The organism is Streptomyces sp. SAS_272, from assembly GCF_052543235.1.
Genome location: NZ_JBMNDR010000064.1, coordinates 1 through 15,685, shown reverse-complemented (window position 1 = coordinate 15,685; position 15,685 = coordinate 1). Strand labels below are relative to the sequence as shown.

The following is a 15,685-nucleotide window of genomic DNA, read 5'->3' as shown; positions in this document are numbered from 1 at the left end:
ACCACGTCGAGGAGGGACGCACCGAGCGGGGCCGGACGAACCGGGCGGGTCGCAACGGGGCGGCGCGGACCGAGGCGGTGCGGGCCGAGGCGGCGCGGACGGGGGAGGGGCGGACCTGGGCGAAGCCGCGACCTCCAGGAGCAACCGGCCTGACGCGGAGGCGTGTGCACGCGGCGGGCGTGTGCACGCGGCGCGGGCCGGATCACGCGGCGCCGAACGCCGTGAACGCCCAGCCCGTCGCCTGGTGCAGGGCGTCTCCCGGGAGCGCGGCCCGTGCATCCCGCAGGGCCTCGGCGAGGGAGCGCCCGTGTCGCAGGCCCTCGTGCAGGGCCAGCATCAGGGGAACGACCGCCGCGTCGTTGACCGGTGCGCTGCTCGCGACGACGCCCGCCGTGCCCAGCGGCAGCAATGCCGTGACCAGACCGAGGAGTTCGTCCGCGCCGACCGAGGCGAGCCGCGCGGTGTCGCAGCTGGAGAGGATGATCCGGTACGGACTGCGGGCCAGCCGTTCGAAGTCGTGGACGATCAGCGGGCCGTCCGCCATGCGCAGCGAGGAGAACATGGGGCTGTCGGCGCGGAACGTGCCGTGCGCGGCGATGTGCGCCAGCGCCGCCCCGTCCAACTCCGCGAGGACGCGCGGCACACGGGCGTCCTCGTGCTCCAGCACGACGGGCGCGCCGTACCGCCCGGCGACCTCCGGGACCTCCGCCCCGCAGGTGGCCAGCCCCGGCCCGCGCACGAGGACCTGCCGGCCGGCCGTGGGCGGTTCCGTCTCCCGGGCCCGCAGCCAGCCGCTCGCCGACGGCGACACGCTGACCACCCGCTCCCGCAGCGCGGGCAGCAGCGCCCACGGCACCCGGTGCAACCGGGCCGGCGGCACCACCACGAGCGGGCCCGTCCCCAGCCGCCCGGCCGCCTCGCCGAGCAGCAGCTCCTCCAGCCGCCGTCCCATCGCCTCCACCACCGGCAGCCGTCCCTCCGCGCCGGGATGGGCCAGCCGGCGCAGCCCGGCCTGAACGTGCTCGGCCTCGCGCTCCGCGTCGGCCAGCAGGCCGCCCGCGAACCGGCGCACCCGCCCGCCCCCGCACAGCAGGACCTGCACCCGCCCGTCCAGCACGGCCAGTTCGACCAGCCGTCCCTCGCCGAGCCGGTCCAGCAGCCGCCCGGCGTCGAACCGTTCGCCGCCGAGCCGGTCGCCGCCCCAGGGCGCGGCCCCGCGGATGTGGAGGGTCCGGGAGCGGATCTCCCGCTCCAGACGCCGCTGTTCGCGTTCCAGGGCCGGGACCGGCCGGCCGTCCCTGCGGGCGGCCTCCGCACGGGAGGCGATCACCCGGAACGCGGTGAGTCCGCTCAGCAGCGCCGGGTCGGCAGGCGGCCGGATCGGCGGCGTGGACAACGCCGTGGCCCGCCAGCGCTCGCTCCACGCCAGCAGCCGGCGCGGCCCGCCCCGCTCCAGGCTGACCTGCTGGGCCAGTGACGCCAGTTCCGCGCCCCGCGCGCTCGCGCGGGCCCGTAGTTCCGAGGCCCCCAGCGTCGTGCGGTGGTCGTCGAGGACGTCGAGGCCGCGCCGGCAGGCCTCCAGCACGCCCCGTCCGGAGCCGGTGGCCCGCGCCCACAACGCCTGGGCCGCCCAGCCCGTCACCCGGGCCAGCGGCGGGCCGCTGCGCCGGCTGCGCGCCGCGATCCGCAGACACCGCTCGGCGTCCGTGGTCCAGCCGAGGTCCAGCGCGATCCGGCCCGCCAGCAGCCAGGCCTCCGGCGCGGCGGGCGACTGGAAGGCCGCCAGCCGCTCGGCGAGCCGGGCGGCGTCCGCGACCAGGCGGCCCGACCTCCGTCCGGTGGCGGTCCGGGCCTCGATCAGCACCAGCCGCGCGTGCGCCTCCCACCAGGTGCGCCGCTGTCCCGCGAAGAGCCGCTCGGCGACGGCCGCGCGGGCGATCGCCGTCGCCGGATCGTCCGCCAGCCGGGCCGCCCGCGCGGCCGTCAGAAGCAGCTCCGCCTTGCGGGTGGACTGCCCGCCGATCCCGTCGAGCACGCCGATCGCGAAATCCGCCTCGGCCAGCGCCTCCGGGGCGAGGCCGGCCGCCATCAGGACCTCGCAGCGCCGGATGGCGAGCATGAACGTCGGCGTGCCGAGCTTGGCGTACCGCTCCTGGGCCTCGTCGAGGAGCCGCAGCGCGGCCGGCACGTCCCCGGAGTGGAACGCGGCCAGCCCCCGGCTCTCCACCGCGTCCGCCTTGTCGTGTTCCTGGCCGGTGGTGTCCCACAGCTCCTCGGCCGCCGCGAAGTCCGCCTCGGCCCGCTCCACCGCCCCGAGCGCCAGGTGCACGGTCGCGCGCAGGGTCCGGGCGCGCGCCGTCCAGATGACGTCGTCCGCCTGGCGCAGCACCGGTATCGCCCGGCGGACGTCCTCCAGCGCCTCCTGATGACGGCCGAGCACCCACAGGGAGTAGGCCCGCCGGTAGAGGACGCGCGCGCGGGTGTGGCCCGTGCCGCGGGCGACGCCCCGCTCGAACGCGGCCAGCCCCTGCCGGGTGCGGCCCGCGTGCACCAGCGCCACGCCGAGCGTGCCGAGGACGTCCGCCTCGCGCTCGGCCGAGTCCGAGCGGGCCGCGAGGTCCCGGGCGCGGCGCAGATGGTCGAGGGCGAGACGGACGTCCCCCCAGTCCCGCTGCCAGATGCCGATGACCTGGTGCGCCACCGAGGCGTGCAACGGCGTCGGATCGGTCTCGAGCACCTCCTCCGCCCGCGACAACGCGTCGCCCGGGGCGGCGAAGACCATCGGCAGCAGTTCGAGAACCGAGTCGTTTCCCGCTGTCACCCCAGGGATGGTAGTGCTCAGGGCCGCACACCACACCGGTTCGCGACGAAGGGCCGCGCGCCGCAACCGCACCACCCTCATCCGCCGTCGCACCACCTGTATCAGACGGCCGCCTCGCGGCTCACTCTGACGACCACCGGCTTGCAGGGGAGGACATGCCATGGCACCGCAGCGTTTCCACGAGCAGTTCGACCAGATCCAGCGTTCGCTGCCCGACGTCCCGTTGGCGATGGGCCCGGACGACGCCGCCGAGTTCATCTACGAGAAGGGCGTCGTCCTGGCCCGTGACGGCGAGGAGGCCCAGCTCGTCGAGGACGCCGTCCGCACCCACTTCACCGCGACCGAGGGCCTCGTCCCGGACCATGTGCGCCGTGCGGGTCCGCAGGCCAACCGGTCGGGCATCACCCGTATCCGGGTCGGCGACCCGGGCGAGGGCGGCCGTACCGCCGACCACGCCGTCGCGGGCGCGTTGCGCGCGCTGCGGGAGACGGAGGGGCGCGCGGGCCGCCGGCTGGTCAGCCGCAACCACGTGGTGTCGATCGCGGTGAACGCCTGCCCCGGCGACGAGCCGGTGCCCGCACCGCGCACCGGGCCGCCCAACCCCGGCGCCGCGGTGACGGCCCACGACCCGGCGCGCGCCGTCGGCGTCCTCGTCGTCGACACCGGCCTCACGCACGACTACCGCTCCTACCCGCTGCTGGCGCACACCCAGGGCGACCTCCAGGTCCGAGAGACCGACGAGGACGGCGTCCTCCAGCAGTACGTCGGCCACGGCACGTTCATCGCCGGCCTCGTCGCGGCCGTCGCGCCGAACACCGACGTCACCGTGCGCGGCACGCTCGACGACGCGGGCGCGATCCTGGAGTCGGAGTTCGGCGAGAGACTCTTCGACGCCGTCGAGGACGGCTGGCCCGACATCCTCAGCCTCTCCGCGGGCACCTCCAACGGCCGTGCCGACGGTCTGCTCGGCGTCGCCGCGTTCATGGACGAACTCCGCTCGCGGCACACCCTGTTGGTCGCGGCCGCCGGCAACAACGCCAGTGCGGCGCCGTTCTGGCCCGCCGCCTACGCCGCCCTGCCCGAACACGCCGACGCGGTCCTGTCGGTGGGCGCGCTGCGCGGCGACGGCGCGTTCGGCGCGTGCTTCAGCAACCACGGTCCCTGGGTGAAGGCCTATGCCCCGGGCGAGCGGCTGGTCAGCGCCTTCACCGGCTTCGGCGCACCCGTCCCGTACGTCTACCAGCACTCCACCTACGACGCCTGCCGTTACGGCTTCGACTACTCCTGCACCTGCCGATCCCCGCGCCACACCGGGGTGTTGAGCGAGGCGCAGCAGGCCGCGCCGGGCAAGCCGGACCAGGTGATGTTCGAGGGGCTCGCGTCCTGGAGCGGGACGTCCTTCGCGACCCCCGTGGCCGCGGGCCTCGTCGCCGCCCACATGAACGCGAACCGGCTGACCGACCCCCGGGCCGCGGCTCGCCAGCTACTGGCAGGCAACGCCGAGTTCGCGGAGGTGCGGGGCGTCCATGTGCCGGCCCTGCTGCCGCCCACCTGGCGGCCGGTCCCGGTCGGTCCCGCGTGAGGGCCGCATGAGGTCCGGGACGCACCCCGCCACGGCGTACGATGACAGGCCGTACACGAGGGGTGGGACGGTGGACCGTACTGAGGTCGGCGCGCTCGTCCAGTCCGCCGTCGACGGCGACGCTGCGGCCTGGAAGGGGCTGGTGGACGGGCTGAGCCCACTGGTGTGGTCGGTCGTGCGCGCCCACCGGCTCTCGGACGCCGACGGACACGAGGTGTACCAGACGGTCTGGTTCCGCTTCGCCCAGCACCTCGGGCGCATCCGCGAGCCGCACAAGGCGGGGTCATGGCTCGCGAGCACCGCCCGCAACGAGTGCCTGAAAGTGATCAAGGGTCTGCGCCGGATCACCCCGACCGACGATCCGCACCTGCTCGACCGGGCCAGCGAGGACCGCACGCCCGAGCAGTCGGTGCTGGACTCGGAGGAGGCGGCCGCACAGGGCGAGCGCGTGCGGTTCCTGTGGCAGGAGTTCGAGGCGCTCGGCGAGCGCTGCAGGCAACTGCTGCGGGTGCTGATCGCCTCGCCGCCGCCCAGCTACCAGGAGGTGTCGGCCGCCCTGGGCATCGCCGTGGGCAGCATCGGCCCGATGCGCCAGCGGTGTCTGCGCCGGCTGCGCGCCCGACTCGACGCACGGGGAGCTCTGTGAACGCTATGAGCGACATCGACGGCATGAACGGCATGGACCACGTGGACGACGGCGAGCCGGACGACTTCTTCGGTGACGTCCCCTTCGTCGACGAGGAACTCGACCACGACCGGATGGAAGAGGAACTCCGCGACGCCGCCGCCGTCCTGGACCCGGTGCCGGCCGAGCTGCGGCGGGCCGCCGTGGAGGCCTACGCGCTGCACGACCTGGACGCGCGGATCGCTGAGCTGACCTTCGACTCGCTGGTCGACGCCGTCCCGGTGCGGGGGGCGGCGGACGTGCCGCGGATGCTGACGTTCCACTCCGGTGGGCTCACGGTCGACGTCGAGGTGACCGAGGACGGGCTGCTGGGGCAGTTGCTGCCGCCGCAGCCCGCGTCGATCGAGGTCCTGCACGGTCCCCGGGCCGGCGCCGCGCTCACCGCCGACGACCTGGGCCGCTTCGCCTGCGCCGCACCGCCCGCCGGCCCGTTCGCACTGCGGCTGCGGACCGGCGGGGACGTGGTCGTCACGGAGTGGCTGCGCGCCTGAGGCCTTCGCCCCCCGGACGGGTCGGGCGGGGCAGGACGGGGGTCGGGCGGGGCGGGTCGGCAGGACGGGGGTCGGGCGGGGCGGCCGGCCGGTGACACGCGGTCGATGGCGCTCAGCCGGTGACGGCGTCCACGAGAGCCGCCAGCGCCGACGCGAGCCGGGTGAGTCCCGGGCCGGCTGCCGGGCCGCCCGGCTCGCTCATGTACGTGTCCCGGCGGATCTCCACCATCAGCGCGCTCACCCGGGGGTCCTTCCCGTAGTACTCGAGCGGTACGTACGTCCCCGCGAACGGGCTGTCGAGGCCCGTGTCGCCGATCTCCCCGAACGCCGCCCGCGCGGCCGCCGCCAGCTCCGGCGGGGTGTGGAAGCCGTCGGTGCCCAGGCACACCGCCGGCCGCGGCCCCTCGCCGTGCAGCTCGTAGGGGAGCGGCGCGGCGGGATACGAGTGCACGTCGATGACGACGACCCGTCCGACGGCGGCGAGCCGTTCGCCGACGGCGTCGGCCATCGCCCGGGCGTACGGCCGAAAGTAGCGGGCGAGCAGCGGCTCGGGGTCGGTGTCCTCGGGCCGCAGCGGCTCGAGGTGCGTGGTCCGGGTGTAGACGGCTCCCATGCCGACGGCCCGCATCTCCTCCCGCTCGTCGGGGAACCGCTCCGGGTCGACGACCAGGCGCGACAGCCCGTTCACGAACCGCCAGGGCGCCGCTCCCGCCCGCCGGGCCGCCTCCTCGGCGATCCGCGCGGTGTGCGCGTCGGTGATGTGGTCCAGCTCCCGCTCCAGCGCCCCGTCGCCCAGCACGATGCCCGCCCGCACCTCGGCCGGTATCTCCCGCGCCGAGTGCGGCACATGGAGGATCACCGGCGACCCGGCGGCGCCGGGAAGGCACGCGAAGGACGGTACGGCGGAGGTCATGAGGCTGCTCCAGGGCGTTGTCAGTGGTGTGGTGCACGATCAAGGACGCCATCACAACATGGCGGGGAACCGAGCGGGGGAGCGGCATGGCGGCGACGAACGAGCAAGTGGCAGAGCACGTGTTCCTGAAAGGGCTGTACCGGGACGGCTATTACCCGGATCACCTGGTGGACCGGGGCAGGGAGATCCTGCTGCGGCTGTGCGAGCGGGTCGAGGCCGAGCGGCCCGCCGGACTCGACGCGCTGTACGCCCTCACCCATGCCGCCACCGAGGAGTTCAACGCCCTGCAGGACGCCTTCTGGGAGGCCGGCAGCGAGATCGAGACCGTGGCCCGGGAGGAGATAGCCGGGGACTTCTGGTTCGTCGCCCGGGCCTACGGCTACGCGGACGCCGACGTGGAGGAGCTGATCGCCACCCGGGACTGGTGACACCGGGCCGGGCGGCAAACGCGCCGCGCCCCGGCCGGTCGGTGCCGGTCGGGGCGCGGTGGCGCCGTACGGGTGCGGCGCCGGGCCGCGTGCGTCAGCTCAGCGAGGCGAGGGCCTCGTTCCAGGTGGCCGACGGGCGCATGACCGCCGCCGCCTTGGCCGGGTCGGGCTGGTAGTAGCCGCCGATGTCGGCCGGCTCGCCCTGCGCGGCGATCAGCTCGCCGACGATCGTCTGCTCGGCCGCGGCCAGCGTCTCGGCGAGCGGCGCGAACACCTTCGCCAGGTCGGCGTCGTCGGTCTGCGCGGCCAGCTCCTGCGCCCAGTACAGGGACAGGAAGAAGTGGCTGCCGCGGTTGTCGATGCCGCCGACGCGACGGGTCGGGGACTTGTCCTCGTTGAGGAAGGTCGCCGTGGCGCGGTCGAGGGCGTCGGCGAGGACCTTGGCGCGGGTGTTGCCGGTGGCCGTCGCGAACTGCTCGAGGGAGGGCACGAGCGCGAAGAACTCGCCCAGGGAGTCCCAGCGCAGGTAGTTCTCCTTGACCAGCTGCTGGACGTGCTTGGGCGCGGAGCCGCCGGCACCCGTCTCGAACAGGCCGCCGCCCGCCATCAGCGGGACGACCGACAGCATCTTGGCGCTGGTGCCCAGCTCCAGGATGGGGAAGAGGTCGGTCAGGTAGTCGCGCAGCACGTTGCCGGTCACCGAGATGGTGTTCTCGCCGCGGCGGATGCGCTCCACCGACAGCTTCGTGGCGTCGACCGGGGCGAGGATGCGGATGTCCAGGCCCTCGGTGTCGTGGTCCGCCAGGTAGGCGTTGACCTTGGCGATGAGGTTGGCGTCGTGCGCGCGGGTCTCGTCCAGCCAGAACACGGCCGGGTCGCCGGTGGCGCGGGCGCGGGTGACGGCCAGCTTCACCCAGTCCCGGATCGGCGCGTCCTTGGTCTGGCAGGCGCGGAAGACGTCGCCCTCGGCGACCGGCTGCTCGATGAGGACGTTGCCGGCCCCGTCGACCAGACGGACCGTGCCGGCGGCCTTGATCTCGAAGGTCTTGTCGTGCGAGCCGTACTCCTCGGCCTTCTGCGCCATGAGGCCGACGTTCGGGACGGAGCCCATGGTCGACGGGTCGTACGCGCCGTGCGCACGGCAGTCGTCGAGCACGGCCTGGTAGACGCCGGAGTAGGAGGAGTCCGGCAGGACCGCGAGGGTGTCGGCCTCCTGGCCGTCGGGGCCCCACATGTGGCCGGAGGTGCGGATCATGGCCGGCATCGACGCGTCGACGATGACGTCGGACGGCACGTGCAGGTTGGTGATGCCCTTGTCGGAGTCGACCATCGCGAGGGCCGGGCCCTCGGCGAGCTCGGCCTCGAAGGAGGCCTTGACCGCGTCGCCCTCGGGCAGGGCCTCCAGGCCCTTGAGGATGCCGCCGAGGCCGTCGTTGGGGGTGAGGCCGGCCGCGGCCAGCGTCGCGCCGTACTGCGCGAAGGTCTTCGGGAAGAACGCGCGCACCACGTGGCCGAAGACGATCGGGTCGGAGACCTTCATCATCGTGGCCTTCAGGTGCACCGAGAAGAGCACGCCCTCGGCCTTGGCGCGGGCGATCTGCGCGGTGAGGAACTCGCGCAGCGCGGCCACGCGCATCACGGAGGCGTCGACGACCTCGCCCTCGAGGACCGGTACCGACTCGCGCAGGACCGTGGTGGAGCCGTCCTCGGCGACCAGCTCGATCCGCACCGAACCGGCCTCGGGGATCACCACGGACTTCTCGGTGGAGCGGAAGTCGTTCTCGCCCATGGTCGCGACGTTGGTCTTGGAGTCCGACGACCAGGCGCCCATGCGGTGCGGGTGGGTCTTGGCGTACTTCTTGACCGACGCGGGCGCGCGGCGGTCGGAGTTGCCCTCGCGCAGGACCGGGTTCACGGCGGAGCCCTTGACCTTGTCGTAGCGGGCCTGGATGTCCCGCTCCTCGTCGGTCTTCGGGTCGTCCGGGTAGGCCGGCAGCGCGTAGCCCTGGGCCTGCAGCTCAGCCACCGCGGCCTTGAGCTGCGGGATCGACGCCGAGATGTTGGGCAGCTTGATGATGTTGGCCTCGGGCGTCTTCGCCAGCTCGCCGAGCTCGGTCAGCGCGTCCGGGATCCGCTGGTCCTCGGTCAGGTACTCCGGGAACACGGCGATGATGCGTCCGGCCAGCGAGATGTCCCGCGTCTGGACCGCGACACCCGCCTGCGAGGCGTACGCCTGGACCACCGGCAGGAAGGAATACGTCGCCAGGGCCGGGGCCTCGTCAGTGTGCGTATAGATGATGGTCGAGTCAGTCACCGGGTGCTCCGCTCCACGTCTGCAACATTGCTCGACATCAAGATATCTCGTGCTCGGGTTCGGCTCGACAGGGGTCTCCTCACATCCGGGACGGCCCAGGTGTCCGCCGGATGCAACCGAAACGGCCGTTTCCGCGGTCAACCAGGTAGATCCTCGACCTGATCCGACGGCCGGACCGACCACCCGGCCGCCCGAGCGAAAGCGGACCATGAGATATCGCAGCAGAGTGACGGCCCCGGCGGCCGCCCTGATCGGCACGGCAGCAGTCCTGGCCGGGGGAACCACGGCTCACGCGGACGGGAAGCCCGACGACGCGCCCGCCCCCGCCCCCGAGACGCTCGCGGACCCCGTCTTCCCGAACCTGGGCAACGGCGGCTACCGCGTCGCCGCCTACCACCTCGACGTCGCCTACGACGCGACGACCACCCTCGTCGACGCCACGGCCACCCTGGACCTGCGCACCGCCCAGGACCTCACCCGGTTCTCCCTCGACTCCCTCGGCCTCGACATACGCACGGTCCGGGTCGACGGCCGCACCGCCGCCTTCGAGCAGGCGGACGAGAAGCTGCGGATCACGCCCGCCCGGCCGCTGCGCGCACGGCAGCGCGTCACGGTGTGCGTGACGTACACGGCCGACCCGCGGCGCACCCTCGCGCACACCGCCTGGGTCCCCACCCCGGACGGGTTCGCGATATGCCCCCAGCCGGACTCCGCGCACACCGTGTTCCCCTGCAACGACCACCCGTCGGACAAGGCGGACTTCACCTTCCGCATCACCGTGCCCGCCGCCCTGCGCGCCGTCGCGAACGGCTCGCTGGTGTGCACCGAGGACCTGGCCGGCGACCGGACCGCGTACACCTACCGCTCCCGCTCGCCGATCGCCACCGAGCTGGTGCAGATCACGGTCGGCGACTACGTCGTCAAGGAGCGCCAGGGGCCGCACGGGCTGCGCCTGCGCGATGTCGTGCCGGTCGCCCGCGCCGAGGCCCTGGAGCCGGCGCTCGCCCTCACCCCGGGCCTCGTCGAGTGGCTCGAGGCGCGGCTGGGCGCCTACCCCTTCGAGACGTACGGACTGCTGCCCTGCAACTCCGACGCCCCGAACGCCTTCGACTTCACCGGCCTCGAGACCCAGACCCTCACCCTCTACAAGCCGAACTTCCTGCTGCAGGCGGAGCCGAAGATCGGCTCGCACATGATGCACGAGCTGGTCCACTCCTACTTCGGCAACAGCGTCAGCCCCGCCACCTGGGCCGACCTGTGGATCAACGAGGGCCACGCCGACTTCTACGGGCTGCTCTACCGCTACGAGCGCGGCTGGGCGGACTCCCTGGGGCTGACCACGTTCGAGGCCCGGATGAAGGACACCTACGCGCGCGGCGACCAGTGGCGCAAGTCCTCCGGCCCGGTCGCCGCGCCGAACGCGGCCAACCTCTTCGACAGCCAGCGCTACCTGGGCGGCGTCCTCGTCCTGTACGCGCTGCGCCAGCTCATCGGCGAGGACGCCTTCCACGCGGTCGAGCGGGCCTTCCTCGCCCGGTACCGCGACTCCTCGGCGTCGACGGAGGACTACATCGCCGTCGCCTCCCACGTCGGCGGGCAGGACGTCTCCGGCTTCCTGCGCGACTGGCTGTACGGCACGACGACCCCGAGGATGCCCGGTCACCCCGACTGGACGGTCACCCCGGTGCCGCCGTCCCTCACCGCGCCGCGCCGGCGGGCGGACGCGCGGTGGCACGAGAACTCGGCCACGCTCTGACCCGAGTGAGCGCCGTCAGTCGTGCAGGGCGGGCATCTCGCCCTGCACGACCCCCTCGCCGGTCCGCTGCTGCGGGATGACGACGGCGCCCGACTGCAACGCCACCGTGCGGGCCGGCGCCGGAATCCGGATGCCCTCCTCGCGGTAACGGCGGTGCAGCCGCTTGATGAACTCGTGCTTGATCCGGTACTGGTCGCTGAACTCGCCGACGCCCAGGATCACGGTGAAGCCGATCCGCGAGTCGCCGAAGGTGTGGAAGCGGATCGCGGGCTCGTGTTCGGGCAGGGCGCCGTCCACTCCCGTCATGACCTCCGCGATGACCTCCGACGTCACCTGCTCCACGTGCTCCAGGTCGCTGTCGTAGGCCACGCCCACCTGCACCAGGACCGTCAACTGCTGCTCGGGACGCATGTAGTTGGTCATGTTCGTCTTGGCGAGCTGGCCGTTGGGGATGACGACCAGGTTGTTGGAGAGCGCGCGCACGGTCGTCTGACGCCAGTTGATGTCCTCGACGTAGCCCTCCTCGCCGCTGCTCAGCTTGATGTAGTCGCCGCGCTGGACGGTCTTGGAGGCGAGGATGTGGATGCCCGCGAAGAGGTTCGCGAGGGTGTCCTGCAGGGCGAGCGCGACCGCCAGACCACCGACACCGAGGGCGGTGAGCAGGGGCGCTATGGAGATGCCCAGCGTCTGCAGCATCACCAGGAAGCCGATCGCCAGGACCAGGATCCGGGTGATGTTCACGAAGATGGTGGCCGACCCGGCGACTCCCGAGCGCGACGACGTCACCGACTGCACCAGTCCGGCAACGACCCGCGCCGCCGACACCGTCACCACGAAGATCAGCAGCACCGTCAGGCACTGGTTGACGGTGTGCTGGACCGCCTTGGTCAGCGGCAGCACCGCGGCCGCGGCCGCCGCGCCGCCGGCGATCGCCGCCCACGGCACGACGGTGCGCAGCGCGTCCACGACGACGTCGTCGCCGCTCCACTTGGTGCGCTTGGCGTGCTTCGCCAGCCAGCGCAGCACGGTGCGCGACAGGAAGGCCGTCAACAGACCGGTGGCCAGGGCGATTCCGGCGAGGACGCCGTCGTCGAGGGTCAGTGCGCGGTTCACCGGTCACCTCCGGGAAGTCGATCCGCGGCCGACGCGGCAGCCGACGGCCGGATGTGAAGTCTCGTCACGATGTCACCTGTTCGGTTCCGGGATGTGCGATGGCGCCCCCGCCCGGTCGGGCGCCCGGGGCGCGACCGCTCATCCTGCCGTATCCGGCACGGCAGTTCGTACCGGCGGATCCGGTCGCGCCGGCGAGATCGCGCCGCTCCGGCGAGGCGTGCGGCCGGAGCCGGGAGGTGCCGAGGGGGAGCAGGACGGGCCCGCGGTCACGGACGGCCGAAAACGCCCCGGCGCGCGGACGCGCCGGCCCCGCGACGGTGTGCGCGGGGGTGCGGCAGGCCGACGTCGGCGACCGGATCAGACGATCTTCATGCGTACCAGCGCCGCGAGCGTCAGCGCGCCCGGCACCAGCGGCAGCCACACGGTGATGATGCGGTAGCCGAGGACCACGGCGGTGGCGACCGCCACCGGCCCGCCGGCCGCCACCAGCGCCACCACCAGCGCCGCCTCCACCGAGCCGATCCCGCCCGGCGTCGGCACCAGCGCGACGGCCACCGTGGCCGCCACGTACGCGACCGCCATGTGCGCCGCGGGCACCGGCAGGTGCAGCGCCTGTCCCACGGCGGCGAAGCCGGCCGCCTGCAGCAGCGGGAACGCCAGCGAGCCGCCCCACAGCGCGAGCGCCCGGGCGGGCCGGGAGTGCACCGAACGCGCCTCGCCGAGCGCGGTCCGCAGGAACGAGCACACCGCCGACCGCAGCCGTCGCACGCAGGCGAGCGCGCCCGCCGCGACCAGCGACACCGTCGCGAGGGCGGCGAGCAGCGGGCCGAACGACCCGCCGGGCAGCAGGGGGCCGAGCCGCAGCGCTTCGGGGAAGGCGAGCAGCAGCGCGGTCAGCAGGCCCACCCGGGCCACGCCCTCCGCCAGCAGATACAGCGCGAGGGCCGCCGAGGAGCGGGCCAGCGGAACCCCGCACACCGACATGAACCGCAGGTTGACCGCGCTCGCGCCCAGCCCCGTCGGCAGCAGGTGGTTGGCCGCGCCCGCCGCGAACTGCGTGGCCAGCAGCCGCCGTCCGGGCAGCCGCTGCACGACCGCGCCCTGCCGGGTGACGGCCGCCGCCACCCAGGTCAGACAGGTCGCGCCGACCGCGGCCAGCAGCCAGGGCCACTCGGCGCCGCGCAACTGCGCCACCCCGTCGGCGAGTACGGACCGGTGCCGCACCGCGACGACGGTGACCAGCAGGAGCGGAAGCAGACACAGGAGCTGACGCACCGGCAGCCGCCGGGCCGCTCCGCCGGGGGCGAGAGGAACCGCTGTCACACCTGCCGAGGGTTCCCGGGCGGGGCCAACCGCCGGTTTCACCAGCGTGGACGGAACATTGCTCACGGTCATCGGGGCCTTCGTGTTCGGGGGCGTCGTGCGTGGGGCGCCCGGGCCGGGGGCCTTCGGACAAGCGGCCTTCGTGTCGTCGCCCCCGACGGTGCCGGAGACGTTCCTACGGGTGGACGTCGGAAAGGACTTGACCTCAATAATGCTTGAGGTTCTACGGTCGGTCCCATGAGCATGGACGCGATCGCCATGACGCAGCTGTACAGCGTCATGAACAGCCAACAGGAACGCCGCCCCTTCGACCGTGCGACACTGCGCCGCATCGGCGTGTTCGCCCGACCGCACCGCCGCCGCATCGCGCTGTTCGTCGTACTGGGGGTGCTGACCGCGCTGCTGGCCGTCGCCACCCCCGTCCTCGCAGGGAAGGTCGTCGACGCGATCGTGTCGCACGGCGACCCGGGCACCGTCGTGCGGCTGGCGCTGCTCATCGCGGGCATCGCGGTGCTGGAGGCGGCGCTCGGCGTCCTGGGCAGGAGGCTGTCGGCGACGCTCGGGGAGGGGCTCATCCTCGATCTGCGCACGGCTGTGTTCGATCATGTGCAGCGGATGCCGGTCGCGTTCTTCACACGTACCCGTACGGGAGCGCTCGTCTCCCGACTCAACAACGACGTCATCGGAGCGCAGCGCGCGTTCAGCAACACGCTCTCCGGAGTGGTCTCCAACCTGGTCACCCTGGTGCTCACCCTGGCTGTCATGCTCACGCTCTCCTGGCAGGTCACGCTGCTCGCGCTGGTCCTGCTGCCGGTGTTCGTGATCCCGGCGCGGCGGATGGGCAGGCGGATGGCCGGCATGCAGCGGGAGGCGGCCGCGCTCAACGCGTCGATGGGCACCCGGATGACCGAGCGGTTCTCCGCCCCCGGCGCCACGCTGGTCAAGCTGTTCGGCCGCCCCGAGGAGGAGTCGGCCGAGTTCGCGGCCCGCGCGGCCCGGGTGCGCGACATCGGCGTCCGCACCGCCACCGCCCAGTCGGTGTTCATGACCGCCCTGACCCTCGTCTCCGCGCTGGCCCTCGCCCTGGTCTACGGCCTCGGCGGTCACCTCGCGCTGAAGGGCTCCCTGGAACCGGGAGCCGTCGTCGCCCTCGCCCTGCTGCTGACCCGCCTCTACGCCCCGCTCACCTCGCTCGCCGGGGCCCGGGTCGAGGCGATGAGCGCCCTGGTCAGCTTCGAGCGGGTCTTCGAGGTGCTCGACCTGAAGCCGCTGATCGAGGAGAAGCCCGACGCCCGCGAGGTGCCCGAGGGCCCGGTCTCCGTCGAGTTCGACGACGTCCGCTTCGGCTACCCGTCCGCCGACAAGGTCTCCCTCGCCTCTCTGGAGGAGGTCGCCGTCCTGGACTCCCGCGGCGGCGCCGAGGTCCTGCACGGCGTCTCCTTCCGCGCCGACCCCGGACAGACCATCGCCCTCGTCGGCTCCTCCGGCGCCGGCAAGTCGACGATCGCCCAACTCCTGCCGCGCCTCTACGACGTCGACGAGGGCGCCGTCCGCATCGGCGGCGTGGACGTGCGCGACCTGAGCGCGAGCACCCTGCGGGCGACCCTCGGCATGGTCACCCAGGACGGCCACCTGTTCCACGACACCGTCCGGGCCAACCTCCTGCTCGCCCGCCCGTCGGCCACCGAGGACGACCTGTGGGACGCGCTGCGCCGCTCCCGCCTCGACGATCTCGTGCGCTCCCTGCCCGACGGCCTCGACACCGTCGTCGGCGAACGCGGCTACCGGCTCTCCGGCGGCGAACGCCAGCGCATGACCATCGCCCGGCTGCTGCTGGCCGGACAGCGCGTCGTCATCCTCGACGAGGCCACAGCCCACCTCGACAACACCTCCGAGGCGGCCGTCCAGGAGGCCCTCGCGGAGGCGCTGGCCGACCGTACCGCCGTCGTCATCGCGCACCGGCTGTCCACCGTCCGCGCCGCCGACCTGATCCTCGTCGTCGAGTCCGGCCGGGTCGTGGAGCGCGGCGACCACGAGCAGCTGCTGGCGGCCGGCGGGCGGTACGCGGAGCTGTACCGGACCCAGTTCGACGAGCCCGCCGCGACCGAGGCGGTCGTCCTGTGACACGCCGGTGAGGCGACGGCGAGCGACAGCCGCCTCTGGGCTCGTCCCCGGGCCGGTCCTCGGGCTCGTCCCCGGGCCCGCCCCGGGCTCGTCCCGGCCGCGCGCGGGCGGCGGGCCCGGCCGGGGCGGGGGTCC

The 15,685-nt window shown here is 73.6% G+C and carries 11 protein-coding genes; 6 read left to right on the top strand and 5 right to left on the bottom strand.

All coding sequences use genetic code 11. The features are described 5' to 3' along the window. Window positions 1-202 precede the first annotated feature (202 nt). Window positions 203-2,821: a CHAT domain-containing protein gene (locus ACN6LD_RS29705; RefSeq protein ID WP_445044812.1), complete on the bottom strand. Its 2,619-nt coding sequence runs from the start codon at window positions 2,819-2,821 to the stop codon at window positions 203-205. A 160-nt stretch (window positions 2,822-2,981) separates the two neighbouring features. Between ACN6LD_RS29705 and ACN6LD_RS29700 the strand changes: the two genes are divergently transcribed. Genes ACN6LD_RS29700 through ACN6LD_RS29690 form a run of 3 tightly spaced genes read left to right on the top strand, consistent with a single transcriptional unit; the run spans window position 2,982 to window position 5,579 of the window. After that, a complete protein-coding gene (locus tag ACN6LD_RS29700; protein WP_319197652.1) occupies window positions 2,982-4,403 on the top strand; it encodes a S8/S53 family peptidase in 1,422 nt (473 codons plus the stop codon). A 7-nt stretch (window positions 4,404-4,410) separates the two neighbouring features. Then, window positions 4,411-5,049, top strand: a complete 639-nt coding sequence (locus ACN6LD_RS29695) for an RNA polymerase sigma factor (RefSeq protein ID WP_445044811.1) — start codon at window positions 4,411-4,413, stop codon at window positions 5,047-5,049. 5 nt (window positions 5,050-5,054) lie between these two features. Further along, window positions 5,055-5,579, top strand: a complete 525-nt coding sequence (locus ACN6LD_RS29690) for a hypothetical protein (protein ID WP_319197656.1) — start codon at window positions 5,055-5,057, stop codon at window positions 5,577-5,579. 112 nt (window positions 5,580-5,691) lie between these two features. Here the strand turns inward: ACN6LD_RS29690 and ACN6LD_RS29685 are convergent, their stop codons facing one another. Then, window positions 5,692-6,492: an N-formylglutamate amidohydrolase gene (locus tag ACN6LD_RS29685; protein ID WP_319193289.1), complete on the bottom strand. Its 801-nt coding sequence runs from the start codon at window positions 6,490-6,492 to the stop codon at window positions 5,692-5,694. An 86-nt stretch (window positions 6,493-6,578) separates the two neighbouring features. Between ACN6LD_RS29685 and ACN6LD_RS29680 the strand changes: the two genes are divergently transcribed. Then, window positions 6,579-6,920, top strand: coding sequence for a DUF5713 family protein (locus ACN6LD_RS29680; RefSeq protein WP_319193291.1), 342 nt, complete (start codon window positions 6,579-6,581; stop codon window positions 6,918-6,920). Between the two features lie 94 nt (window positions 6,921-7,014). Here the strand turns inward: ACN6LD_RS29680 and ACN6LD_RS29675 are convergent, their stop codons facing one another. Continuing rightward, window positions 7,015-9,234 carry an NADP-dependent isocitrate dehydrogenase gene (locus ACN6LD_RS29675; RefSeq protein ID WP_445044810.1) on the bottom strand — a complete coding sequence of 740 codons (2,220 nt, stop codon included), beginning with the start codon at window positions 9,232-9,234 and terminating at the stop codon, window positions 7,015-7,017. A 208-nt stretch (window positions 9,235-9,442) separates the two neighbouring features. Here ACN6LD_RS29675 and ACN6LD_RS29670 point away from each other — a divergent pair, with 208 nt between their 5' ends. Then, complete coding sequence (locus ACN6LD_RS29670; RefSeq protein WP_445044809.1) at window positions 9,443-10,990, top strand: M1 family metallopeptidase; 1,548 nt, start codon at window positions 9,443-9,445, stop codon at window positions 10,988-10,990. Between the two features lie 15 nt (window positions 10,991-11,005). On the opposite strand, the gene ACN6LD_RS29665 is transcribed toward ACN6LD_RS29670, so the two are convergent. Together ACN6LD_RS29665 and ACN6LD_RS29660 are read right to left on the bottom strand one after the other, a co-directional pair. Then, window positions 11,006-12,103 carry a mechanosensitive ion channel family protein gene (locus ACN6LD_RS29665; protein ID WP_319193297.1) on the bottom strand — a complete coding sequence of 366 codons (1,098 nt, stop codon included), beginning with the start codon at window positions 12,101-12,103 and terminating at the stop codon, window positions 11,006-11,008. A gap of 357 nt (window positions 12,104-12,460) precedes the next feature. Further along, window positions 12,461-13,426 carry a lysylphosphatidylglycerol synthase transmembrane domain-containing protein gene (locus tag ACN6LD_RS29660; RefSeq protein WP_319193298.1) on the bottom strand — a complete coding sequence of 322 codons (966 nt, stop codon included), beginning with the start codon at window positions 13,424-13,426 and terminating at the stop codon, window positions 12,461-12,463. Between the two features lie 243 nt (window positions 13,427-13,669). Here ACN6LD_RS29660 and ACN6LD_RS29655 point away from each other — a divergent pair, with 243 nt between their 5' ends. Then, window positions 13,670-15,550, top strand: coding sequence for an ABC transporter ATP-binding protein (locus ACN6LD_RS29655; protein WP_319193321.1), 1,881 nt, complete (start codon window positions 13,670-13,672; stop codon window positions 15,548-15,550). Window positions 15,551-15,685 lie beyond the last annotated feature (135 nt).